Annotated in this window: 20 protein-coding genes; 14 read left to right on the plus strand and 6 right to left on the minus strand. The window is 37.2% G+C overall.

Annotation, left to right across the window (positions count from 1 at the left end):
• The 5 genes from AAC037_RS00530 to AAC037_RS00550 form a co-directional block, all read left to right on the plus strand.
• A partial coding sequence (locus AAC037_RS00530) for a glycosyltransferase family 1 protein (RefSeq protein WP_339900834.1) occupies window positions 1-945 on the plus strand: 945 nt, incomplete at its 5' end.
• Window positions 938-1,639, plus strand: coding sequence for an acyltransferase (locus tag AAC037_RS00535; RefSeq protein ID WP_339900836.1), 702 nt, complete (start codon window positions 938-940; stop codon window positions 1,637-1,639). The genes AAC037_RS00530 and AAC037_RS00535, both read left to right, overlap by 8 nt.
• A gap of 141 nt (window positions 1,640-1,780) precedes the next feature.
• Entirely contained in the window at window positions 1,781-2,932 is a 1,152-nt protein-coding gene (locus AAC037_RS00540) for a glycosyltransferase family 4 protein (protein ID WP_339900837.1), read from the plus strand.
• An 18-nt stretch (window positions 2,933-2,950) separates the two neighbouring features.
• Window positions 2,951-4,108: a DUF1972 domain-containing protein gene (locus AAC037_RS00545; RefSeq protein WP_339900838.1), complete on the plus strand. Its 1,158-nt coding sequence runs from the start codon at window positions 2,951-2,953 to the stop codon at window positions 4,106-4,108.
• Window positions 4,109-4,607: 499 nt separating this feature from the next.
• A complete protein-coding gene (locus AAC037_RS00550; protein ID WP_339900840.1) occupies window positions 4,608-5,975 on the plus strand; it encodes an exopolysaccharide biosynthesis polyprenyl glycosylphosphotransferase in 1,368 nt (455 codons plus the stop codon).
• 67 nt (window positions 5,976-6,042) lie between these two features.
• Here AAC037_RS00550 and AAC037_RS00555 read toward each other — a convergent pair whose 3' ends face one another.
• The gene (locus AAC037_RS00555) at window positions 6,043-6,954 is read right to left on the minus strand and encodes a universal stress protein (protein WP_339900842.1); all 912 of its coding nucleotides are present in this window, start codon (window positions 6,952-6,954) and stop codon (window positions 6,043-6,045) included.
• A 262-nt stretch (window positions 6,955-7,216) separates the two neighbouring features.
• Between AAC037_RS00555 and AAC037_RS00560 the strand changes: the two genes are divergently transcribed.
• From AAC037_RS00560 to AAC037_RS00570, 3 genes are all read left to right on the plus strand, one after another.
• On the plus strand, window positions 7,217-7,768 hold the full coding sequence (locus AAC037_RS00560; RefSeq protein ID WP_339900843.1) for a 2'-5' RNA ligase family protein: 552 nt from the start codon (window positions 7,217-7,219) through the stop codon (window positions 7,766-7,768).
• A gap of 513 nt (window positions 7,769-8,281) precedes the next feature.
• Window positions 8,282-11,260 (plus strand): TonB-dependent receptor, encoded by a 2,979-nt coding sequence (locus AAC037_RS00565; RefSeq protein WP_339900845.1) that lies wholly within the window; start codon window positions 8,282-8,284, stop codon window positions 11,258-11,260.
• A 12-nt stretch (window positions 11,261-11,272) separates the two neighbouring features.
• On the plus strand, window positions 11,273-12,700 hold the full coding sequence (locus tag AAC037_RS00570) for a RagB/SusD family nutrient uptake outer membrane protein (RefSeq protein ID WP_339900847.1): 1,428 nt from the start codon (window positions 11,273-11,275) through the stop codon (window positions 12,698-12,700).
• Between the two features lie 51 nt (window positions 12,701-12,751).
• Here AAC037_RS00570 and AAC037_RS00575 read toward each other — a convergent pair whose 3' ends face one another.
• Window positions 12,752-13,243: a DUF6702 family protein gene (locus tag AAC037_RS00575; RefSeq protein WP_339900848.1), complete on the minus strand. Its 492-nt coding sequence runs from the start codon at window positions 13,241-13,243 to the stop codon at window positions 12,752-12,754.
• A gap of 91 nt (window positions 13,244-13,334) precedes the next feature.
• Here AAC037_RS00575 and AAC037_RS00580 point away from each other — a divergent pair, with 91 nt between their 5' ends.
• Both AAC037_RS00580 and AAC037_RS00585 read left to right on the plus strand, forming a co-directional pair.
• Entirely contained in the window at window positions 13,335-13,916 is a 582-nt protein-coding gene (locus tag AAC037_RS00580) for a HupE/UreJ family protein (protein WP_339900850.1), read from the plus strand.
• Between the two features lie 110 nt (window positions 13,917-14,026).
• Complete coding sequence (locus tag AAC037_RS00585) at window positions 14,027-16,354, plus strand: M1 family metallopeptidase (RefSeq protein WP_339900852.1); 2,328 nt, start codon at window positions 14,027-14,029, stop codon at window positions 16,352-16,354.
• 473 nt (window positions 16,355-16,827) lie between these two features.
• Here the strand turns inward: AAC037_RS00585 and amt are convergent, their stop codons facing one another.
• Complete coding sequence (amt, locus tag AAC037_RS00590; protein ID WP_339900853.1) at window positions 16,828-18,060, minus strand: ammonium transporter; 1,233 nt, start codon at window positions 18,058-18,060, stop codon at window positions 16,828-16,830.
• Between the two features lie 55 nt (window positions 18,061-18,115).
• Window positions 18,116-18,454 (minus strand): P-II family nitrogen regulator, encoded by a 339-nt coding sequence (locus AAC037_RS00595; RefSeq protein WP_339900855.1) that lies wholly within the window; start codon window positions 18,452-18,454, stop codon window positions 18,116-18,118.
• A gap of 378 nt (window positions 18,455-18,832) precedes the next feature.
• Between AAC037_RS00595 and AAC037_RS00600 the strand changes: the two genes are divergently transcribed.
• A complete protein-coding gene (locus AAC037_RS00600) occupies window positions 18,833-19,732 on the plus strand; it encodes a sugar phosphate nucleotidyltransferase (protein WP_339900856.1) in 900 nt (299 codons plus the stop codon).
• Between the two features lie 166 nt (window positions 19,733-19,898).
• Window positions 19,899-20,318 (plus strand): DoxX family protein, encoded by a 420-nt coding sequence (locus AAC037_RS00605; protein ID WP_339900858.1) that lies wholly within the window; start codon window positions 19,899-19,901, stop codon window positions 20,316-20,318.
• Here AAC037_RS00605 and AAC037_RS00610 read toward each other — a convergent pair.
• Window positions 20,315-21,427 (minus strand): DNA replication/repair protein RecF, encoded by a 1,113-nt coding sequence (locus tag AAC037_RS00610; protein ID WP_339900860.1) that lies wholly within the window; start codon window positions 21,425-21,427, stop codon window positions 20,315-20,317. The two genes, AAC037_RS00605 and AAC037_RS00610, sit on opposite strands and share 4 nt — an antisense overlap.
• 104 nt (window positions 21,428-21,531) lie before the next feature.
• On the opposite strand from AAC037_RS00610, the gene pdhA reads away from it, so the two are divergent.
• On the plus strand, window positions 21,532-22,554 hold the full coding sequence (gene pdhA, locus AAC037_RS00615) for a pyruvate dehydrogenase (acetyl-transferring) E1 component subunit alpha (protein ID WP_339900862.1): 1,023 nt from the start codon (window positions 21,532-21,534) through the stop codon (window positions 22,552-22,554).
• Window positions 22,555-22,711: 157 nt separating this feature from the next.
• On the opposite strand, the gene AAC037_RS00620 is transcribed toward pdhA, so the two are convergent.
• Window positions 22,712-23,332, minus strand: coding sequence for a hypothetical protein (locus tag AAC037_RS00620; protein ID WP_339900864.1), 621 nt, complete (start codon window positions 23,330-23,332; stop codon window positions 22,712-22,714).
• Window positions 23,333-23,479: 147 nt separating this feature from the next.
• On the opposite strand from AAC037_RS00620, the gene AAC037_RS00625 reads away from it, so the two are divergent.
• Window positions 23,480-24,619 carry a hypothetical protein gene (locus tag AAC037_RS00625; protein ID WP_339900866.1) on the plus strand — a complete coding sequence of 380 codons (1,140 nt, stop codon included), beginning with the start codon at window positions 23,480-23,482 and terminating at the stop codon, window positions 24,617-24,619.
• Window positions 24,620-24,826: the final 207 nt, after the last annotated feature.

Below are 24,826 nucleotides of genomic sequence, written 5' to 3' on the forward strand. Positions count from 1 at the left end.
ACGGCGCGTTGGAAAAATCTCTGGTTTCAATTGCGCTATTTTTCGCATAAATTATTTGTTTTACCCCTTCTTTCCATTTGGTACAAAGCGGATATTGTTTTTTCTCCTGACATCCTTTCTCCAATCTGGAGTAGAGGAAAGCGGGTGTCTGTGATTCATGATGCATTTTTCTGGGAAACTCCTGAACATTACAATAAGTTATGGAGAAAGTTTTATCTTTTTCTTTTACTGACCAGTGTTAAGTTAGGAACCAAAGTAATAACAGTTAGTCATTATGCCAAAACCACGGTTGCGAAGTATCTTCCAGCATCTTCAATTACGGCCATACCTACCGGCTTGGACTTAGAGATAAAAGATCAGGATGAAAATGAGCAAGCGCCACTTCCCACACCCTATTTCCTGCATGTAGGTGTGATGGAGAAGAGAAAAAATCTTAGGATGCTCATCGAAGCCTTTGCTGTTTTTTTAGAAAGGAAGGAATCTGACTATTCACTCGTATTAGTAGGGCAGCGAGGGCCGAGAGAAGCTCTTGATGATTACGATGGAATTTTGTCTCTGGTAAAAAAACATCAATTAGAAGAGAAGGTTGTTTTCACAGGATACCTGAGCAATAAACAGCTATCTACCTACTATAAATTTGCCGAAGCCTATGTTTTTCCTTCTATAAATGAGGGGTTTGGACTGCCTGTTTTGGAGGCATTTTCCTATGGATTACCTGTCTTGATTGGTCCTCAAGGAGCTTTGAGAGAAGTCGGAGGTAATGCAGTTTTGGTAAGTGAAAGGTTTGAAGCAAAAAGTTTTGGCGCCATGATGCTTAAAATCTCAGAGGACAGTCAACTTCGTACATCTTTAAAGCAATTGGGCTATCAGCGCTTATCATTATTTACAGGGCAGAAGTTTTTACTATCTTTGACGGATTATTTTAATAGTATTACCAATGAGTAGCTTACCCGGAAAGTTTATTTCAAAGATTTCAGGATTGGACTTTTCTGATCGGTTTGGAACCGGTTGGGATAAAGCCTCTACCTTTTCGGTTTTGCTGAGAATGGGGATATGGTGGTTGCGGGGTTTGTTTTTGAGACTGCGGATGAAGTCTTCCAAAGGGATGTTATTGGTGGGGAAGGGGGTTACCATCAGACAGGCAGGTAGCTTTAAAGTAGGGCGAAATTTTGTAGCTCAGGATCATTGTGAAATAAATTGTCTTTCCCAAAAAGGCATTGTTTTCGGAGACAAGGTAACCGTAGGAAGCTATGCCATTATTCGACCCACCAACCTTTATGGAGGTGAGCTAGGGATGGGGCTAAAGGTAGGGACCAATTCAAGTATAGGCCCCTATGCCTACATTGGTTGTTCGGGATATATCGAGATTGGGGATAATGTAATGATGTCGCCCAGGGTTAGTATTTATGCAGAGAATCATATTTTTGCAGATTCTGAATTGCCCATGATAGAACAAGGGGTAAAGCGATCATTTGTAAAGATTGAGGATGATTGCTGGATAGCTTCCAATGCCGTGATATTAGCAGGAGTCACCATTGGAAAGGGATCAGTGGTCGCTGCTGGGAGTATTGTTACCAGAGATGTGCCGCCCTTCAGCATTGTTGGAGGAAATCCTGCAAAATTGATCAAATCAAGATGAGATTTAAGTGTCCGATTTGATATATAGGGACGCCAAACAAATGTGTTCCAAGTCAACTTGCTTTCGATTATATTTTGGAGCAATAAATTATAAGTAGATCGTAGCGATTACAGCTCAAACCATCGAGAATAATAATTATAAATGAAGAGTAAATCTAAGCCGAAGCGAGTGATGATGTTGCATGGGTCATCCGACCTATATGGAGCTAGCAAAATATTTTTGTTTACAGCATCTATTTTAAAGGAAAGCGGGGTCTATGTCATTGTCGTTTTATCTGAGGATGGGCCACTCGCTGATGAGTTAAAAAAGCAAGGGGTGAAGGTGAAGTTGATAAGGCTTGGGATCATTAGGCGCAAGTATTTTAATGTGAGGGGTTTGATGAATAGGGTTAAAGTTACCTATAAAGCCTACAAGCAACTTGGAGCACTCGCAAAAGCTGAAAATATCACTCATATATACTCCAATACTGCAGCAGTGTGGGTTGGAGCGTACCTTTCCAGATTTAAGGGCTATACGCACATCTGGCACCTTCATGAGATAATTGTGAAGCCCAAATTTTTTTCACTATGGATGGGAAAACTGGTGCAATACAATTCTGAAAGAGTTTTAGTAGTATCGGAAGCAGTAAAAAAGCATTGGGTAAACTATGTAAGTGGAAATAAACTGCAATTGATTTATAATGGGATAGATTATAATCCTTACCTTTGCCAATCTGTGGGTTTGCGAAAAGAGTTAGGAATTCCCGAAGAGGCGATCGTAATAGGTATGATTGGGAGAGTAAACAGTTGGAAGGGGCAAGAATACTTTTTGGAAATTTCAGAAGAATTAAATAAAAAGTTTTTAAATTTATATTTTCTTTTAATTGGTGATGCATTTCCCGGAGAGGAACATTTGTTTGAAGGGTTAGAACAAAGGATTTTGGAAAAACAATTTAGCAATAGAATTTATAATTTAGGTTTTAGAAAAGATATATCCGATGTTTTGGCTACTATGGATATTTTTATTCTTCCATCCATATTACCGGACCCATTTCCTACAGTAATTTTAGAAGCCATGGCTGCTGCAAAGCCGGTAGTAGCTACAGCTCAGGGCGGAGCCTTGGAGATGATCGATCATGGCAAAACAGGTTTCCATATCCCTTTAGATAAGGCATCGGAATCCGCTGCTATTATTGGTGATTTGATTAATAATAAAAGCCAAATAAATAAAATAGGCAGAGAGGCTAGAAAAAGCGTTGTGGGGAATTTTTCCTTGTCTAAATATAGACAGGAAATTTTGAATATTTTTTCTTGAGAAGTAAATAAATAGAGTATGTCAAAAAACAACAAGCCGTTGCATGTTGCCATAATAGGGACAAGAGGGTATCCTTACGTTTACGGAGGTTACGAAACTTTTGTAAAAGAAATGGGCGAACGGTTGGTGCAAAGAGGAATAGAGGTTACCGTATATTGTCATGCTCCATTGTTTGAAAAACAACCGAAAAAGGTTAATGGGATCAACTTGGTTTATATACCGTGCGTAGAAACGAAGTCCCTAAGTCAATTGACCAATTCTTTACTCTCCATGCTCCACGTTTGTTTTTCAAAAGTGGATGTAGTTTTTGTAGTGAATAGTGCCAATGGACCCTTTGGAATTCTTACTAAACTGTTCGGAAAACCATCCACAATAAATGTAGATGGTTTAGAATGGTTGAGGCCCAAGTGGAAAGGATTGGGAGCAAGATATTATTTGTTTGCATCCAGACTTGCTACTAAGCTTTATGATCAGTTAATCACTGATTCGGATGAGATGGAGAAAATTTATTTGGAGAAATTTAATGCTCCATCTAAAATGATTGCCTATGGCGCCAATCCAAGATTGTCATCTGATAGCAGCTTAATTGAAGAATGGGGTCTTCAAAAAGAGTCCTATTTCTTAATAGTTGGCCGCTTAATTCCAGACAATAATGCTGACTTAATTGTTGAAGGTTTTGTGAAGTCCAAATCTAAGCGAAAGCTGGTGATTGTTGGGGATGTTCCGTACCATGATAAGTTTGCCCAGATGATGAAGAGAATTGATGATAAAAGATTGGTATTTACCGGGTATGTACGGGATCAAGAGCAGTTGGCTGCCTTGTATCACAATTGCTTTGCTTATTATCACGGGCATGAATATGGAGGAACAAACCCCGCCATGCTAAAAGCTTTGGGCTATGGATGTGCCATTCTCGCCTTAGATACTCGATTCAATCAAGAAATGCTTCAACAAGGTAAGTATGGATGGTATTTTCAGAAAAAGGCAGCTTCCGTAACAGGAATTACAGAGCGGGCTGAAAATTTACCTGAGGAAGTTGAAAATTTAAGAAAGCACTCTAGAGAAGGCTTGACTGATAAATACAATTGGGAAGTGGTGACTGATGAATATGAAGCATTGTTTAAGTCCTTGTGTAAAAGAAAAATTAAAGAGAATTTAGTAGAAATCAACTATTAATCAAACGATTTAGGTCATTGATTAATAGTTGATTTAGCCTGAAATACATTGTAATCAAGATTTACCTTTAAAAAAAATATACCGGATTTATTCCGGTTTTTTTTGTCGTGATTTTTCTCTTGTATCAATATGCCATAGTTTACAGACCGTTTTTCCAATCAAGCATTTTTCAAATGGTGAAAAGTAGTTTTGCGAAAAGTCTTTAAGGTTTATTTTATTCCTTTCCCTCGCTAAGGCCTTAGGACGCAAAAGTTCAGAAACCTACTACTTGTGGAGTCACAACTTTAAGCGAAATTCTTAATAATTAAATTATACGCTATTATTGGCAATACATCATTAATTAATAATAGCGGAAAATCTGCGGTATGTGCTCATTTTTATAGTATTTTTACTTTCTGATCAATTGATCCTAATAAGTTGATAAGGGGCCATAAGAGATTTTGGTCTTTCTTAATTTTGAATAAGTGTTAGTTTTTTAATGTTTTTTTGAAGAGTATTCATGGCAAAACGCTTTTATAGATATTTCCCTTGGCTGTTTATCGCACTAGAGCTTTTGGTTATTGTTTTGGTACTGGGACTTCTAGTCTTAATACAGTTCCAGACATCGCTTTTTTTTACCGAATTTTTATTTGATTTAGGGTTATTAGGAACAATATGGGTGATTGTAGTTTGGGTAAGGAAAGACTATAAACTTTCTCGAACATCCACCTATTGGGACACCTTAAAGCAATTCCTTGTTACCTATGTGTGGGTAGTTTTGCTTTTCTTTATTTTGCGAGAGCATTTGAGTTTTTTTGAGACTGACAAAATAGATTTTTACCAATATCCTCTAGCCTTATTTATCGTAGGTTTTATTAGGTTGGTTGTTCATATGGCTTTGCGACGTTATAGAATGAGTGGAAGAAATTATCGCAAAGCTGTAATTCTGGGTAAAGATGAATGGAGTTGTCAATTGGCTCGAGCCTTGGAAAATAACAAGGCATATGGAATTAAATTACTCGGCTTCTATGATGATCAGATTAAAGACGAGCAAGTGCTTGGAGGCTTTGATTCTTTTTTTAGATCATTTGAAATAGGTTCTTTGGATATCGTTTATCTTAGCCAGAACATGTCCGATCATCTTATTAAAAGAATAGTAGACCATGCAGATGAAAATCATTTTAAAGTTAAGATTATACCCGGCCCGGCTTTACAGAGGAATAAAAAATTGACATTTAGTAGTTATGGTCAATTTGTTGTCGTGAACCTCAATGAGATACCGTTGGATAGGTTGGGTAATCAAATTTTCAAAAGAGTTTTTGATGTGGTTTTCTCTTTATTTGCCATATTTTTCATTTTAAGTTGGTTAATGCCAATTATTGCTTTTTTGATCAAGTTAGAATCCAAAGGTCCTGTGTTTTTCTTTCAACAAAGAACAGGGGTAAACAATAAAGAGTTTACTTGCATTAAATTTCGTACTATGTATAAAAATCCTTTTTCAGACACCTTGCAAGCTTCTAGACACGACCCTAGAGTGACTAGGGTAGGTAAATTATTGCGTAGGTTTTCAATGGATGAATTGCCGCAGTTTATCAATGTATTGAAAAATGACATGTCTGTGGTGGGACCAAGACCCCATACAGTTCCAATGAATGAAGATTTCAAACAAAGATTAGAGAAATACAACAACAGGCACTGTATCAAGCCCGGTATTACAGGCTTGGCACAAGTATTGGGTTACCGCGGAGAGATTATTAACCACTGGCAAATCAAATCTAGAGTGAAATTAGATTATTTTTATGTTAGAAACTGGAGTTTTTTATTAGATGTTAAAATTGTCTTACAGACCTTAAATCAGATGTTTAGAACCGGTGAGACTGCTTATTAGCGAAATAAGCCGCCTTGTCGAAATTAAAGGATAAGGATTTCTGGAGTTGGTTTGCCAATGGGTAGCCTTATAATTTCAATAGTGCTTCAAGAAAGCTCATATTCTCTCCTTTTTCTTTCATTACCAGCATAGGGATGTTTTGGTTGTTATTTACCAATTTTTCTGCAACACTTCCCAACAATACGGCTGCAGATTTAGATCTTCCCCTACTTCCAACAATCAAAAGGTCTGTTTGAATGGAGTTGGCAAATTCAAGAATGTTTTCTGCCTCATCTTTTTTGTTATTAAGGATAAAAGTACAAAGCAGATCAGGTAAATTATTTTCCTTAAGAAATTTTTGAAAATCTTTTTTACTGTTTTCGAGCATGATTTTAGCAAACTCATCAAAAGATTTTCCTGTTTTACTGTAGCCACTTGGAACCTCATACATATGGCAACATTGGATGGCAGCATTGGTCTTTTTACTGACCTCCAGGGCTATTTGGATGCTTACCTTTGAATGATTAGAAAAATCTATTGGAAGCAAAATACTATTAATTTCCCCGCTTGGAGGTGTTTCAGGAAGTAAAAGAACTGGTCTAGGATATTTTTGTGATAAGTTTTTGACCAATGAGTCCGAAGGAGTTTTACCTTTTTTTCTTCCCAATATTAAAAGGTCTGTCTCTTTGATATTACACCAGCGCAGCATGCTTTCCTGTGCATTTCCTTCCTTAACAATGATTTCATAATTAAAGTCTAAAGCAGGTTTGCTTTTATCAATTTCATATTGAATTTGACTCTCGATGGTTTCATCCATTGGAGCCATTAGGTCCGGGTAAGCTGCGGTAACTTCTTCTGGTAGTATTAGACTTTTAGAAAAATGAATGAAGTAAACTTTTTCTATATCTAAAATTGGGACAAATATTTTAATGTTGGAAATCAATACCTCATCTAACTGAGATAGATCCAAGCCAACCATCACTTTTTTGAATTGCTTCATTGACTGTGCCTTTTAATCCGATTTGCTTTGTAAATTGTGTATATGGTAATTTTTTATGAATTTAACTTTTTGATTGCTTCTTTAAAAGAAGTTTTCCTTCAAATAATAAAATTTAAATTCAATTGGTGCCTAAACTTTGCCCGAGGATTTGCATAGGTGTTCCATTTATAGCTCTTTCGGATTGTACTTTGTGTTTATGAAGTGAGCTGGAGACCTATAATTTTTAAGAGTAAGTGTTGCTAATTTTAATACAAGAAAAAAGATGTCCAGAAAAATAGAAAAGTATTTGTTAGCAATCGTGCCTGATGAATCGGTTTGTCAAAAAATTACGCAATTGAAGGAGCAGTTGTATGAATCCTTTGGCTTAAAATATGCCTTAAAGTCTCCGCCTCATATAACATTAAAAATGCCCTTTGTTCATAATGAAAAGAAAGAAGGGGAATTGATTAAATTATTACAAGGTTATATTGCAAAAGAGAAAACTTTCCCGTTGAGCCTTAGAGGGGTGGGGGCTTTTGGAAATCGTGTTTCTTTTTTAAAGGTCAGGTACCCTCCGGAGTTAATGCTTTTTCAGCAGGGTCTTATTCGTTTCTTTAAAAGAAATTTAAAAAAACATCTCGAGCTAAGCGATACCAATTTTCACCCTCACCTTACTGTGGCTTTTAAGGATTTTAAAAAAGGTCAGTTTGATGAGGTAATGGAATGTGTGAAGAATGCAGCAATTAAAGAATCCATTCAGGTCCATCAAGTTTCGTTGCTAAAAAAAGTGAATGGGCTATGGGTAAAGATTGCTGATATAAATTTAAAAAATTGATATTTTATTATTCCTTTCGTGGCTAATCGCTAAATAAATCTGAGGTTTTTTTAACTATTTTTCAAAACTAAAAAAAAATTTTATTTGGACTATTGAATCGATACGCTTATTTTATTTTGAATCTTAATTTTTTTAAAAATCTACCTGATTTGGCAAGTCAATAAATTGTTCTTTATAAAAACATACATACCAAAAAATATAATATTAATTTATACTATGACAAAATAAAATAAAATTTACACAAACGGTCAAATATCTTTTTGAAATACTATAATTATATTGAGTAATTTAAAAGTTATATTAGGTGGTATTGGTAAAGAAAAAATAACAAATAAATAATATTATTATATTTTACATTTTACATCAAATAATAATTTTTTGTGTGAGCAGTTTTTTACAAAATATTTAGGTTGGAGGTTTGTACTATCGGATAATCAAAATTTTTATTTATTAATAAATTGATGGAAATTTGCATTATAAACATTGTTAAAAAACCTTAATCTATTATTTACTATGAAGCGAGTTTTACTTAGCTTAGCATTTTCTGTGTTGGCGGTAATCTCAGTAATGGCTCAAAACAGAAACGTAACCGGTACGGTTACTTCTGAGGATGAGCCAAATGGGATACCTGGAGTGAATGTAAGCGTAAAAGGAACGATGGTGGGTACCATTACTGATATTGATGGGACTTACTCTTTATCGATTCCTGAAGGATCAAACGTATTGTCTTTTAGCTTTGTTGGGTTTGAAACCCAAGAAAAGATGATTGATAACCAAAGTCAAATTGATGTGTTTTTGACTCCTGATGTTAAAACATTGGGAGAAGTCGTAGTTGTTGGCTACGGTACACAATCTGCAAAAATGTCCGTTCAAAGTATTTCCAGTTTGGACAACTCTCAAATCGAACGGATGCCGATTTTTACAGCTCAAGAGGCTCTTCAAGGGCAAGCTGCTGGTGTTCAGTTGACCGGAACCTCTGGTGTAGGGGGTGCGCAACAAAATATCCGAATTAGAGGTGTAGCATCTCTAACAGCAGGAGGATCTCCCTTATTTGTAGTAGATGGAGTTCCATTGAATGATGGAAGTAGTGGAGATTATGCCAATGAATCTGGAGCGGTAACACTTAACCCATTGATGGAGCTAAATCCAAATGAAATTGAGTCCATTTCTGTTTTAAAAGATGCTTCTGCTGTAGCTATTTACGGTTCTAGGGGTGCTAATGGGGTGATTTTAATTAAGACAAAAAAAGGAACTAGCGGTAAATCACAAATCAACGTTGATTTCTACAGAGGGGTTCAATCTCCCACTACCGTAAGGCCTTACATGTCTTTAGACCAATACAATCAATACCGTTCTGCAAGAACCGGAGATCCTGCAAGCAGCTTTCCTCAAACAGGCTTTGATTGGCCTGATGCAGTTATCGAACAAGGAAAAATTTCCAACTTAAATGTAAGTGCATCGGGAGGAAGTGAAAATACCACTTATTTTATTTCAGGTACCTACTTTATGCAAGACACTTATGCATTAGGAAATGAATTGGATAGGTTTAACGGAAGGTTAAACATGACGCATAAGTTCTCAGACAAAGCAAGATTTGGAGCAAATGTTGGCTTGGCAAAGACTTATAATGACAGGATTAATTCCGACAATAGTACTTTTGCTCCTTTAACATCAGCATTTTTGCATTTGCCTTACAGTCAGCCATTTGATGATAATGGTAATTATACAAGACTGGGGTTCATCCCTAACTTACTTGCACTTGCTGATTTGGCAAAGACCGATTATATCACGAGAAGAACTACTGCAAATACTTACTTTGAGTTTGATATACTTCCTGACTTGACTTTTAAAACAGACTGGGGAATTGATCAGATCCAGACAGAGGAGACCATGCGTTACCCTGACATCATTGAGCCTACAGGGGAAGGATACAAGAGGATTATTCAAGACTATAAATGGTTGAGTACTAATACGCTAAATTATCAGAAATATTTTGGAGATAGCCATTATTTTGGTGCCCTTTTAGGGTATTCTTACGAACAGTCTGACTTTAGCAGCATGACAGTAGAAGGATCAGGATTTGTCAGTGATAAATTACCAAACGTAGCTTCTGCTGCTACTCCTACCATCACAAGTGCAACAGGTACAGGATGGAGACTGGCATCTTATTTTGCTAGGGTGAATTACAGATTCAAAGACAAATTGTTATTTGAAGGTAGTGCAAGAAGAGATGGATCTTCTCGATTTGGAAGAGATAATCGTTATGGTAACTTCTGGGCACTATCCGGTGGATGGGTACTTTCTGAAGAGAAATTTTTGCAAAACAACAGCTTCTTAGATTTTCTTAAAATCAATGCAAGTTATGGTACAGCAGGAAATGATCGCGTAGATAATTTCGCTTCGTTAGGCTTGTATCAAGCAGGAAGTTTAGGTGACTATGCAGGTAGCCCGGGTATTTACCCAAGTCAGCCGGCCAACCCTACACTTGGATGGGAAGAGTCTGCTCAATTTGACTTTACTTTATATGCTACCATGTTCAACAATAAACTTGATGTTGAAGCATCTGTTTGGAACAAACGTACCACAGGGTTATTATTGGATGTTCCAATCCCGTACACTACAGGTTATGCTAGTTATGCGCAAAATGCCGGGTCTATGAGAAATAGAGGGATAGATCTAATGATTAACTCTCTTAATGTTCAAAGCTCCGGTTTTGAGTGGAGAACAATTTTAAATGTTGGTTTCCTTGAAAATGAAGTATTGGAACTTCCGGGAGCTTCTGAAGACAATGAAGGAAGACGATTTGTTCAAGGTTCTTCCAGTCAAAGGGCCATTGAAGGTTATTCAGTAAATACCTTTTACCTGGTAAGATACAATGGAATTAATCCTGAAACAGGAGAAGCAGAATGGCTGAATGGAGATGGAGAATCAACATCCACCTACAGTACCAACAATAGGGAAATAATCGGTTCGGCGATTCCAAGAATTTCCGGTGGATTGACCAATACATTCTCATACAAAGGATTTGATCTATCTGCCTTGTTTACTTTTACTCAAGGAAATTATATCATGTATGATGACCTTAGGTTTTTGTATAATCCAAACAACCTGAACTCCTTTAACTTGGACCCTCAACTGTTGGATTATTGGACAGAAGACAATCCAAATAGTTTTGCTCCACGTCTAGGTGGAACCACCCAATCTAATTTTGGACAAAGGTCTACGATTCACATAAGAAAAGGGGATCATATCCGACTTAGAAACCTATCGCTTACATACAATGTTCCTGCTGAAATTCTTGAAAGAACAAAGGTATTTAGAAGTGCTAGAATATATGGAATGGCGCAAAACTTGCTAACATTCTCAGATCTTGAAGAAGGTCTAGAGCCTGAAATCAGCGGAAATGGAAGCGATAACCAAATTCAGGGTGAATCTTTCTTTACTCCTGCGCAGGCAAAATCATTCACTTTGGGTGTTTCATTAGGATTCTAAAAAAGCTTTAAGATGAAAAATTTAAAAACAATATTATTTATAGGCTTGTTGGGAAGTCTTTTCTCTTGCGAGAATCTTGACATAGATCCCCAACAATCCCTTTCAACAGAGCTCGCATTTGCTGATAAGCAATCAGTAGAGGGTTCATTATTAGGTGTTTATTCTTTAACCCAGGAATGGGAAGTGTTTGGTTCTTTGCCACAGGTGATTGCCGATTTCCAGTCTGACAATGTAAGGTTTATAGGTTCTTTTCCTACACTACAGGAAATCAGTATCTATACCACTCAGGCAGATAACGCAACCCTCAGAGATTTATGGAGAGCACACTACCGTGCAATCTTAGCAGCCAATGCTGTCGTAGCATTTACACCTGACTCTCCGGATGAAACCCTCACTACAGAGGAAAGAAACCAGTTTGTGGCGGAAGCAAAATTCATGCGTTCTTTATTGATGTTTCAATTGGTTAACCTTTATGCACAGCCAGTAAATATCGGTGGGGAAAATGCCTTAGGTATTCCTATTGTAACAGATGCTTTTTCAGGTGAAATCACAAGTTACTCAAGAAATACGGTAGGGGAGGTTCATGCTTTTATTATCAATGAACTTAATGATATCATTGCCGATTTGCCAGATACCTATCCTACTTCTGCCTTCACTAGAGGAAGGGCCACAAAAGGAGCTGCCAATGCATTGCTTTCCAGAATTCACCTTTATAGAGGAGAGTGGCAATTGGCCGCAGAGAAAGCCAAAGCTGTATTAGATGCTGATGATATATACGGTCTTGCTAGCAATTACAACTTTTGGGGTGAAAACAATAGCGAATATGTGTTTTCAATCCAGAATTCTGAAATTGATAATGGAAGAACCGGCTCAGGTGGTTGGGGTTCTTACTACAATTCTGCCGAAGACGGTGGAAGGGGTGATGCTCCTTTTTCTGACTACCTATTGGATGCCTACGCTGAAACCGATGAAAGGTTAACAGCACTTTCTAAGGAAAATGTAAATGCTGAAGGTGTATCTTTACTCTATACAACAAAATTCCCTGACGTGGTAACCCACTCTGACAATTCCCCTATCATTAGGACCACAGAAGTTGTACTTAACAGGGCAGAGGCCTTGGCACAACTTAATGGGATCAATGATGAATCTTTGGAATTGATCAATGCGTTAAGAGAAAGAGCAGGCCTTGATATTTTCAATGCAGGAGATTTTGATAGTGAAGAAGTCTTTTTAGCTCAAATCCTTGAAGAAAGAAGAAAGGAATTGGCTTTTGAAGGTCATCGAAGGATGGATCTTTTGAGAAATAATTTACCTCTAAGACCTGAAGGTGACACTTATTTTGATGAGTCCAAGCCTGGAGAGAACAAGACCATTTTACCAATCCCTCAGAGGGAATTGGATATCAACACCGAGTTGGTTCAAAACCCCGGATACGAATAATTTGTTAAACTTAAAAAAGGTCACTCTCAGATTGGGAGTGACTTTTTTTGTTTAATCCAGTTCTAAAACACCGCTGGTTTTGTCTTTGCTAGTTATTAGGCTCTTTGGTTTGCGGTTTTTATAAAAATTGATAATGTTTTGTTGGGTAGGGAAATCTTCTAACAATAAGGAGTTAAAAATAGTCACTTCATGTGGTGCTTTTAACTCTTCAGACTCTAAATAAAACCAAGCAGCATCTTCTTCTATTTCGTGACCCAGGTAGCTGAGTTTTACAACCTCTCCATTGACCTCCACTTTATTATGAAGCAGTATATATGTTTCAATTATTTTCTCCAATTCTTCCGGTTTTTCAGGGCGAAGAAAATTTACCTGGTGGCCTGAGGCATTGGAAAGTGCCACCTCCATATCATTCCAAAAAATCTTTTGAGCAATTTCTATCCGCTGCCGTTCATTGTTATAAACCATGTCGGTGAGACTGATATAAAAGGGGTGGGCTTCCAATTCGAAAGAAAACAGAACTAAGAATAGTTGAATTACAAGCATTAATAGAGGTTGTTTTTTAATTATGTGCGAATAATGCGTTAATATTACAACAAAATTTTAAAACCTAAAGTAAATAAATCGCCTAATTCTTATGAACCAATTTCAGTTGTATTTTAATCTGGGTATCCAGCATATTTTGGATCTTAAAGGTTTTGATCATATTCTTTTTGTTTTGGCCTTGGCCGTTGTATACATGATAAAGGATTGGGGAAGAATCCTTGTGTTGGTTACCGCCTTTACTATAGGTCATTCCTTGACCTTGGCTCTTGCCACATTGAATGTGATTCGAGTGAATACAGATTTGGTGGAATTTTTGATCCCGGTAACCATAGCCATTACTGCATTGGTAAATGTCTTTAAACCTAAATCTTCTTCAGGAAGGGGAGTTCAGGTCAATTATTTATTTGCCCTTTGTTTCGGCTTAATACATGGCCTTGGTTTTTCCAATTATTTGAGAACATTACTGGGTAAAGAGCAATCCATTTTCACTCCTTTATTGGCTTTTAACTTAGGCCTGGAAGTGGGGCAAGTAGTTATTGTGGTGTTGTTTTTGTTGGCATCTACTTTGATTACAGGTATTTTTCGAGTCAATAGAAAAGAATGGGTATTGGTGATATCCTCTATAATACTGGGGATGTCTTTTATGATTCTACTGGATAGTGTTTACTGGTAGTATTCTTTGCAATTGTATCGGTTTTTTAAGCAATTTTAATGTAATTTCAGTAAATTCATCTTTGATCGGACAGGATTTATAATCAATTTATTTAGTGAAATTTGTGTACTATGAAGCAAAATATATTCTTTTTTCTGTTAATAATAACGAGTAATATCGGGGTTTATGCTCAGGTCGATGAGCAAAGACATGGCAATAGGTTTGAGCAATTAGGTACCGACCTTCGCTCGCCAAATGTTTACCGAACAGCCTCTGGAGCACCCGGGCATGAATATTGGCAGCAAAAAGCAGATTATGAAATAGAGGTGGAGTTAAATGATGAAAATCAATCCATCACTGGTAGGGAGAAAGTGACCTATTACAATGAATCCCCAGACCCATTGGATTATTTATGGGTGCAATTGGATCAAAATCAAAGAGATAAAGATTCGGAAACGCCAAAAATCACTTCTAATAAAATTCACCCAAAAATGAATTTAGGTCAATTGGAGGATATCATTTGGCATGATATGGATTTGGGCCTAAAAATTTATTCTGTTACAGATGCCAATGGTAAGGATATACCCTCCACGGTTAATTTAACCATGATGAGGTTGGACCTACCGGAGCCACTAATGCCCGGAGAAAAGTTTGAGTTCAATATGGCCTGGAGTTTCAATAGTCATGACAGGACCGGTTTTTTAGCTACCAGACCGGGGTATGAATATTTTGAAGAGGATGGAAATTATATTTACACCGTGGCAGAGTGGTTTCCTAGAATGGCGGTTTATTCAGACTTTGAAGGCTGGCAAAACAAACAATTTGTGGGCAGAGGAGAATTTGCCTTGGTCTTTGGGGATTATAAAGTATCCATTACAGTGCCTTCAGATCATATGGTCGGAGCTACTGGGGTATTGCAGAACCCTGCCGATGTGTTGAGTCAAAAAGAATTGGATCGTTGGGAGCAGGCCAAGTCATCCTTTGACGAACCTGTAATTATTCGTTCACAGGCAGAAGCCGAAAAGCTTGAAAAGAAAAGATCTACTGAAAAAAGTACTTGGGTTTTCCATGCGGAGAATGTAAGGGATTTTGCATGGACCTCTTCAAGGAAGTTTATTTGGGATGCCATGGCAGTTCAATTGGAGAATTGCAAAGAGGTAATGGCCATGTCCTATTATGCCAAAGAAGCCAATCCTCTTTGGGGACAATATTCTACAAAAGTTGTGGCACACACATTGAAGTCCTATTCTGCCAAAACTTTTGATTATCCTTATCCTAAAGCCATTTCTGTGGAAGCATCCAATGGGATGGAATATCCAATGATATGTTTTAATTATGGAAGGCCGGACAAGGACGGCACCTACACTGAAGCCATAAAATATGGAATGATTTCAGTCATTATTCATGAGGTAGGCCATAACTTTTTCCCAATGATTGTCAATTCAGATGAAAGGCAATGGACTTGGATGGATGAAGGTTTGAATACTTTTATGCAATTTATGGCTGAACAGGAGTGGCAGAGAGATTATCCTTCAAGAAGAGGTCCTGCTCATAAAATTGTCCCTTATATGAAAGGGGAAAAGCATCTTTTAGAGCCAATCATGACCAACTCCGAAAACATCATTCAGTTTGGCGCTAATGCTTACGCAAAACCAGCGACAGCCCTTAATATTTTAAGGGAAACCATTATGGGTAGAGAACTATTCGATTTTGCCTTTAAAAAGTATGCACAAAGATGGATGTTTAAGCATCCTACTCCTGATGATTTTTTCAGAACAATGGAAGATGCTTCTGCCATTGATTTAGACTGGTATTGGCGCGGATGGTTTTTTGGTACTGAACCGGTAGATATAGCTATTCAAGATGTGAAATGGTATAAGATTGATAGCAAAAAACCAAGTGAGGTTAAACAAGATGCTAAAAATGCCTATGAGCTTGAGGAGTCCTATATTTCAAGAACTAGAAATTATAAAGATGTTGATCAGACTTATTTGGAAGCAGACCCTTCTGTAGGTGATTTTTACAATAAGTTCGAAAGGTTTAAGGTTTGGCCAGAAGAGGAGAAGGCATATAAGGCTTTTAGAAGTCAGTTGAGAAAAGAAGAACTTGAAATGTTAGATAGTGGAATCAACTTTTACGAGATATCTTTTGAAAATACAGGTGGACTGGTAATGCCTATTATTGTTGAGTTTCAATATGTGGATGGAACAAGTGAGGTAGAAACAATTCCTGCTCAAATATGGAGAATGGATGAATATAAGGTTACTAAGGTCTTTGCCAAGGATAAAGAAGTAGTGCAGATTGTTCTGGATCCATACCGTGAAACGGCTGATATTGATGAATCCAATAATTATTGGCCTCAAAGATTTATGCCTTCTAAGTTTGAAATGTTCAAGCAAGGAGCCGCCGGCAGAGGAACTTCTTCTGGCCCTAGCCCTATGAAAAAAGAAAAGAAATAAAATGATTGGGAGCAAAAAGAAAGAGCGGCGAAAGTCGCTTTTTTTTTAAGTCGTTCTCAATTATGCTAGGAGATTTTTTTAAATAGCTTTTTTATTTTTGCGGATAAAAATATCGTTTTTCAAACTTCCTGAGAGTATCTGCCTTTGTTGTTAAATATACGACAATCTACAATCCAGAGTTTCTGTAGACCAATACGATTGATTTTATTTATCACGACTGTAGCTTGCAATTTTTTTTATTGTCGATTTGAAACTATAATGCCTATTGTAAACTACTTGATGATGTGATTTAGTTTGTGCAGATGTTTTAATAGCCTAACCTGAAGTGGTGTAAAATGGTGAAATGGTGTTACTATTGATAAGCTATTAAAAGTATAAAGGCGATAAGACAATAGCTTTCTTGACAAATAGGATAAAAAAAACAGGCAGATCCTATCTGCCTGTTTTTTTCATTTATATAGCTGTAGTCCGAATTATTCTTTGGTTTCAAAATCAGGATAAGCATGCATGCCGTGCTCGTTGATGTCAAGTCCTTCGGTTTCTTCTTGTTTGTCAACCCTAATTCCTGTGGTTTTCTTCAGAAGGAAGAAAAGTACAAAACTGAATACAACACAAAGTGCACCTATGGATACTATTCCAATTAATTGTGACACTACCTGTGATCCACTGGCTAGGTCTCCGAAAATACCTACCGCAAGGGTACCCCATATTCCGCAAATAAGGTGTACTGAAATGGCACCTACAGGATCATCAATTTTAATATTGTCAAACAAGATTACACCAAACACTACCAGAATACCACCAATAAAACCAATGATTACTGCTTCAGTGGGAGACATTAAATCGGCACCGGCTGTAATACTTACGAGGCCGGCCAAGATGCCATTGAGTACCATGGTGATGTCATAGGCTTTGAACTTTAAATAAGAAGCAAGTAAGGCTCCAAAAGCTCCGGCAGCACCGGCTAAGGCTGTAGTTACAAATACCAGAGATACAGTTCCCGGATCGGCTGATAAAACGGATCCTCCGTTAAAACCAAACCATCCAAACCACAATAAAAATACTCCAAATACGGCCAAAGGTATATTGTGACCAGGTATCGCATTGGTTTTTCCATTGGAAAATTTCCCAATTCTAGGCCCTAAAAGGTAAGCGCCAATTACAGCTCCCCATCCACCAACAGAATGGACGATAGTAGAACCTGCAAAATCATAAAATGGAGTAGACAAAGTATCTAAAAATCCTCCGCCCCATTTCCACATACCTGCTATGGGATAGCAAATTCCTACATATAGTATAGAAAAGAAGATAAACGGGCCTAATTTAATCCGTTCCGCTACAGCACCTGAAACAATAGTTGCAGCAGTGGCAGCAAACATGGCTTGGAAAATAAAGTCTGTAAAAAAGGTGTAGCCTTCGCTGTATGCAGATGTATCCCATCCTTCGGGTAAGCTCAATCCTAAGCCACCAAACCCGAAAAAACCTCCAGCAAACATTTCCCCGGGATACATTAGATTGAATCCAATAAAAGCATAGGTTAATAAACCAATGGCGGGGATAATTGTATTCTTAAAAAGAATGTTAACAGTGTTTTTGGCCCTGGTAAGTCCGGCTTCCAGTGCAGCAAAACCTAAGTGCATAATGAAGACCAAAATGGTCGCCACCATAATCCATAGGTTGTTAATGGTAAATAATTCCTGAGTCATTTAATTAATATGTTTAATAAGTTTTTTAAATTTTGGTAATGTGAGGAGGAGAAAATTAAAGTGCACTCTCGCCTGTTTCATCATTTCTAATTCTAAATGCCTTCTCTACATCGTATACAAATATTTTTCCGTCTCCTACTTCACCAGTTCTTCCTTCATTGAGAATGCAAGCAACTACTTTGTCCTCTAAGTCATCTTGAACAACTATTTCAAGTTTTGTTCTGGGGATAAACGTTGGTTCGTAAGCCACTCCACGGTAGTGTTGCATTTTTGCATGCTGCAAGCCCATACCCTTGACTTCATAAAAGGTAAGAAATTTAACGCCTAAGCCAGAAAGGCATTTGTGGATTACATCAAATTTAGAAGTTCTAATTAAAGCTTCAATTTTTTTCATTTTTTTAACAGGATTAATATTCCATTAATAATTATAGAATTAAAAAATTTATCTGTTGCAAAAATAATATTCACGATCTTATTAACCAACTAAAAAATGTAAAAAGATGTTGAAAAACAGAAAAATGGGTGATAAATGAGCTAAAAAGCCTCAAAAAAGAAAAAAAATCAATTAAAACGGATGTAAAATGATCTATTAAACGACTTTTTTGCATAAATATAATTTATTTAAGGTTTTTAGTTAACCTAAATATTAGAAAAAGATCAGAAGTCTTTTAATAAATTAATGGGTTAATTTCTCTGATGATATTTTTTAAAAAATTAACTTTACAGGGAATTTTACCTTTAGTAAAGTATTGCCATTAACTATTTAAAGACAATGAATAAACCGACACTTTTAATTTTGGCTGCAGGAATGGGCAGCAGGTATGGAGGGGACAAGCAAATTGATGGCTTTGGGCCGAATGCCGAAACAATTATAGAATATTCCATTTATGATGCCATACGATCTGGATTTGGTAAGGTGGTATTTGTTGTAAGGCAAGAGATCCTAGAGGAAAGTAAAGAGATTTTTATTCCAAGGTTTGGAGATTTGATTCAAATTGAATTTGTTGTTCAATCTTTAAAAAATGGAGTGCCGGAGGAATATCAGCACCCCGATAGGAAAAAGCCTTATGGTACAGCACATGCATTGCTTTGTGCCAAAGATGTGATCAATGAGCCTTTTGCAGTCATAAATGCAGATGATTTTTATGGTCAGGAAGCTTTTCAAGCTTTAGGGGAATTTTTAACCCATGAGGTAAAGCCGGGTTTACATTGTATGGTAGGCTATGCAATTAAAAATGTATTGTCCGACTATGGGACTGTTAGTAGAGGGGTTTGTGATGTTTCTCCTGAAGGTTTTCTTACGGGGATGATTGAGCGAACAGCTATATCTAAAAAGGAAGACGGAATTTACCATGAGGCTGATGGTGAAAAATTAAAAATTGATGCCGAAAACCCGGTGTCTATGAATTGCTGGGGTTTTCACCAGTCCATCTTTGAACAAACAGAGAAGCTTTGGCTAAGTTTCTTAAAAGAGAATAAAGAAAATTTAAAATCTGAATTTTACATTCCTAAAGTAGCCAACTCAATTATTACAGAAGGTATTGGAAAGGTTAAAATTCTTGAAGGGGGTAAAGTTTGGTTTGGTGTTACTTATGCTCAAGATAAGGAACATGTAATGAAGGAGTTGAAAAAACTTCACGCAGAAGGTGAATATCCGGCAAAACTTTGGTGAGAAAGCGAATATAAACGAGAAATTTACGATTTATGAGCCAATTAGGTCAGGAAATCTATAAAAAGTAGCTGTGGGGCGTCTTATCTCGCTTTCAGCTACTTTTGCTTTTATTTTTTATTAACTTTAACCACTTATTAGTTTGAAATTTATAGTTGAATAGCTATCCATGAAGAATATTGTCTTTTCAAACAAACCATTTGTTTTGGATTTTGGTTTGCTTTTATTGAGGGTGGGTGCCTCCCTGATGTTGGTCTCTCATGGATGGTCCAAGGTAATCCACTTCAGTGAAAGGCTCAATAGTTTTGCTGACCCTATTGGCTTGGGGCCTGCAGTGTCCTTGCAATTGGCTATTTTCGCCGAATTTTTCTGTGCAATATTTTTGATTTTAGGCTTTATGAGCAGGATCATACTTATCCCTATGATAATAAATATGGCTGTCATTGCTTTTATTGTTCATGGAGGAAGTGAATTTGGTAAACAAGAGCTTTCCTTGATCTATCTGCTTGTCTTTATTGTATTGTTGTTGTTAGGCCCCGGTAAGATTTCTTTAGATGGTACAATATTAAAAAGAAGAAGCAGGTATTAACCCTTTTCTACTTCCAAAACAGTATTGTTGGCGATTGTAAAGGATTTATAATCAGCAGTGATCCGGGTAAGAATTTCTTTGGATCTTTCGGGTCTTGTATCAGAAATAAATAATTGGCCAAACTCCTTATTGGCTACCGCTCTAATTAAGTGATGAATTCGGAAGTCATCTAGTTTATCAAATATGTCATCCAATAATAAAATTGGCTTGGTGCCTTTTATTTCCTTAAAAATATAAAATTGTGCTAGTTTTAAGCTGATTAGAAAAGACTTTTTTTGACCCTGAGAGCCAAACTTTTTTATTTGCTGCCCATCAAATGTGAAGTTGAAATCGTCTTTATGCGTGCCAAATCCTGTTCTTTTAAGTAAAAGGTCTTTATTGAGGTTGTTAATAAAGTCCAGATCAAAACTTTCTTTGTCTACCTGGCTTTGATATTCAATATTTACCATTTCTTTTGACCCGGAAATGGATGCATAATGAGTTTGAAAATGAATTAAGAATTGGCTCAAAAATGCATGTCTGGTTCTGTTAATTTCCTTAGAAAGCTTTAAGAGTTGTTCATCATAAGGTGCCAACTGAAGTTTGTCCAGGCGTTTTTCTTCAGCAAACCTTTTCAATAGGGCATTCCTTTGTTTTAAATTTTGCTGGTAACGTATGAGCAGGTGTAAATAATTTTGATCTGCCTGGCAGATCATGCTGTCAAAAAACTTTCTCCTTTCTTCACTGCCTCCATTGATGATTTCAGTGTCGTCCGGAGCAATAATCACTAAGGGGAGAAGTCCGATATGATCGCTTAGTTTGGTATAGGGTTTGCCATTTACTTCAATGCGTTTTTTTCTACCACCCTCAAAAAAACAATTGATTCCGAGCTCTTTTTCTTTAAGTTCAAACTCACCCTTAATTGTAAAAAACGCTTCACCATGCTTTATATGATGACTGTCTGTAGGTATAAATGCACTTTTTGTTAAGCATAAATAGTGAATGGCATCCAGAAGATTTGTCTTTCCTGCTCCGTTTGAGCCAAAAAAACAATTAACTCCTTGATTAAAAACCAAATCCAAAGCTTGGAAGTTTTTAAATTGAATTAATTTTAAGTTTTTTAAATACATGGCTTATACACAGGATGTTTTTTACTATTTTCGCAAAAGGCCTCAATATTGCTTTGATTTCACTATATTTGAGGCCAAAGTTAGTATATTTTATAGAATACGGTATGGCAAAGAAGAGTTCTAGTACAAGTAAATCTAAAGTAAAATATTCCAAAGAAACCTATAAGTATTGGTTTGAAAGCATGTTGCTTATGAGGCGTTTTGAAGAGAAAGCAGGACAGCTTTATGGACAACAGAAAATAAGGGGCTTTTGCCACTTATATATAGGTCAAGAAGCCTGTGCTGCAGGAGCAATCACTGCCCTCGAAAAAGAGGATAAATGGATAACTGCCTATAGGTGTCACGCGCAGCCTTTGGGCTTAGGTACCGATCCCGGAGCCATTATGGCTGAACTTTTTGGTAAAGCCACCGGCACTACCAAAGGTAAAGGTGGATCCATGCATATTTTTGATAAATCTAAAAACTTTGCTGGAGGACACGCCATTGTAGGCGCTCAAATCCCTATGGGCTTAGGACTTGGTTTTGCAGAAAAATACCTGGGGACCAAAAATTTATCGATCTGCTTTATGGGTGACGGTGCGGTAAGACAAGGTGCATTCCATGAATCCCTTAACTTGGCCATGCTTTATAAAACTCCGGTTATTTTTGTGATAGAAAATAATGGTTACGCCATGGGGACTTCTGTAAAGCGTTCATCGAATGTAGACGAGCTTTATAAATTGGGTGAATCTTATGATATTCCTTCCTTTCCTGTGGATGCCATGAACGTGGAAGAAGTTCATGAAGCAGTGAAAGAAGCAGCCGAAAGGGCTAGAAAAGGCGATGGACCAACCTTGCTCGAGTTCAGAACCTACAGGTACAAAGGTCACTCTATGTCTGATCCTCAGAAGTACAGAACCAAAGAGGAGGTAGAAGAGTACAAACAAAGAGACCCCATCGAGCAGGTTCGAGCTACTATTTTAGAGAATAATATTCTTTCTGAAGATGATATCAAGGGAATTGAAACAGAAGTGAAGCAAAAAGTTGCTGACGCTGTTAAATTTGCTGAGGAGTCTCCTTGGCCTGAGGGTGAAGATGCCTTTAAGGATGTATATGTAGAGGATGATTATCCTTTTGTAAGAGAATAAATAATATTAATTGAAAATAAAAAAAGCCATTCTAGGAACCCCTTGAATGGCTTTTTTTATCTCAGTACATTTGACAAAAGACAGTTGATTAGCCACTGTTGTTGAATCCTCTTTACAATAGTGGGGGCTTTTATCGCCATTTAAGAGATTGGCATGCTTAGATTTCTTCAATGGTATTTTTTAGGTTTCGCATGGTATTCCATAAGTTCTTTCTGATGATTGGATCTACTATCCATCTTGGCAAACCTTTTTCAGGCACCGAAATGATGTGGTACCTTATTAGGGTATAACCCTCTTTTTTTGTAACAATCCATCTACCTTCCAAGCCCGTCATCTGTTCCATTTCTTCTCCAGTAGAAAAAAATCTGCTATTCGAAGAATTGAAATAAATTCTCGTGCTCTCCTTTCCCTCTTCTAATCGGTTGTTTAAATAACACTCCCTGTCTGATAATGGGAAAGGGAAACTGTAACGCATATAGCTTACCCATGACTTGGGACCGGTCTTTTTAATTTTATAGGCCAGGGTATTGTCATTCCAGCGCATTCCATAATCCTCCTTTGTCAATACTTTCATAACATTTTTATAAGAGGCTTGGATCATAATGGTAAACTTTACTTCTCGACTTTTGGTCCCATCTTCCATATTGATCCAACGTTCATAGAAGGATAGTCCATTTCCTTCTTTTATCAATTCAAATTCCGGTGGCATATTGGCACTGGCGAAAGTGAAGACAATGGTGAAAATATAAATTGGGACGCTAAATAATATTGATTTCATAATGACTGATTTATTTAGGAGGTATTTATTGCCTCTTATAATATAGACAAGAAGACCATGATTTACCCTTGGTAAAAAAAATGATTTGAAAGTAAGGGTATATGTCGAGTGGGTTGTCAAACCTATGAATCGATAAATACAATAATCATGAAAATTCCTTACCATAGATTTAAAATTTGTACAGCATTGGTTATGCTGTTTTGCAGTTCCTTAACGGTAGTCTTGGCGCAGACAACACGGCCGGCACATATAGGGTTCATTTACCCGATCAGTACCAATGGGCTAAGCGCACCCAATATAACAAACAACTTTAGCCTTCATGCTTTGGGAGGCCTTTCCGCAGGGGAAAAGGGCTTGGCAATTTATGGCCTGGCAGGGATGGTGCAAGGAGATGCAAATGGTCTGCAAGTGGCCGGGTTGTGGTCGAAAGTAAGAGGAGATGTGGAAGGACTTCAGGTTGCCGGGCTAATGAATGAAGCTCGAAGTGCGAATCAGGCTGTACAGATAGCTGGAATAGTTAACTTATTAGAAATGGATGCACCTGTACAAGTGGCAGGGATATTCAATAAGGCAAGACATGTGCAAGGTTTCCAAACTGCGGGGATATTTAACTTATCTCAATCTGCTAAAGGTGCTCAGGTGGCTGGGATTGCTAATCTTACCAACACTGTAGATGGTATTCAAATAGCAGGCATAGTCAATGAGGTGGACAGTGTCAAGGGTGTGCAAATTGCAGGAATTGTGAATCGGGCTAAAAAGGTAAATGGAGTACAGATAGCAGGTGTAGTGAATATTGCTGAAAGTAGTGATTATCCCATTGGGATAATAAACCTTATCCAAGATGGGGAAATAAGGCTAGGACTATATGCTGATGAAAATCTCACCTCCATGATTATTTTAAAATCCGGAGGGAAGAAATTGTATGGAATTGTAGGTTTAGGTTCAAATCTCCAATACCACGAGCTTCCTTATGCTGTAGAGGCCGGGATTGGTTTAAAAGTTGTGGATGGAAGCCATTTTCGTTTAGATGTAGAAGGAACCAACCTGTTTATGACTAATTTTAAACGAAGAGGAGAGTATTCCAGGTCCGGACTTAAAGTTCTTCCTGCCATCGTCCTGTCAAATAAAGTGGAAGTTTTTGCCGGGCCTAGCATCAATTATATGCATACCAAATATGCCATTGGGGATGAATTGGCCGGGATGAGTTTATGGAACAGGGAGAGAAGAAATGTTTACAAGGCAATTCATTTGGGACTGTCTGCTGGGATAAACTTTAGAATCTACTAAATTAGCATGAATTCATGCAGGAAAGGCTGTGGGGTAAAAACCTATAATGATAATCCCATGCAACCCAATAAATGGGTGGACAAAAATGCTTTTTATATGCTCAATTGGTTTCTAGAAAAGTCATTTTTTTAAAAAAAATAAAGTATTTGGATGTTGATTTCCAATTGTTTGAGAAATTTTCACATTGAAACAAGGGTAAACTGAGTT

The organism is uncultured Cyclobacterium sp. (genome assembly GCF_963976465.1).
GTDB lineage: Bacteria > Bacteroidota > Bacteroidia > Cytophagales > Cyclobacteriaceae > Cyclobacterium.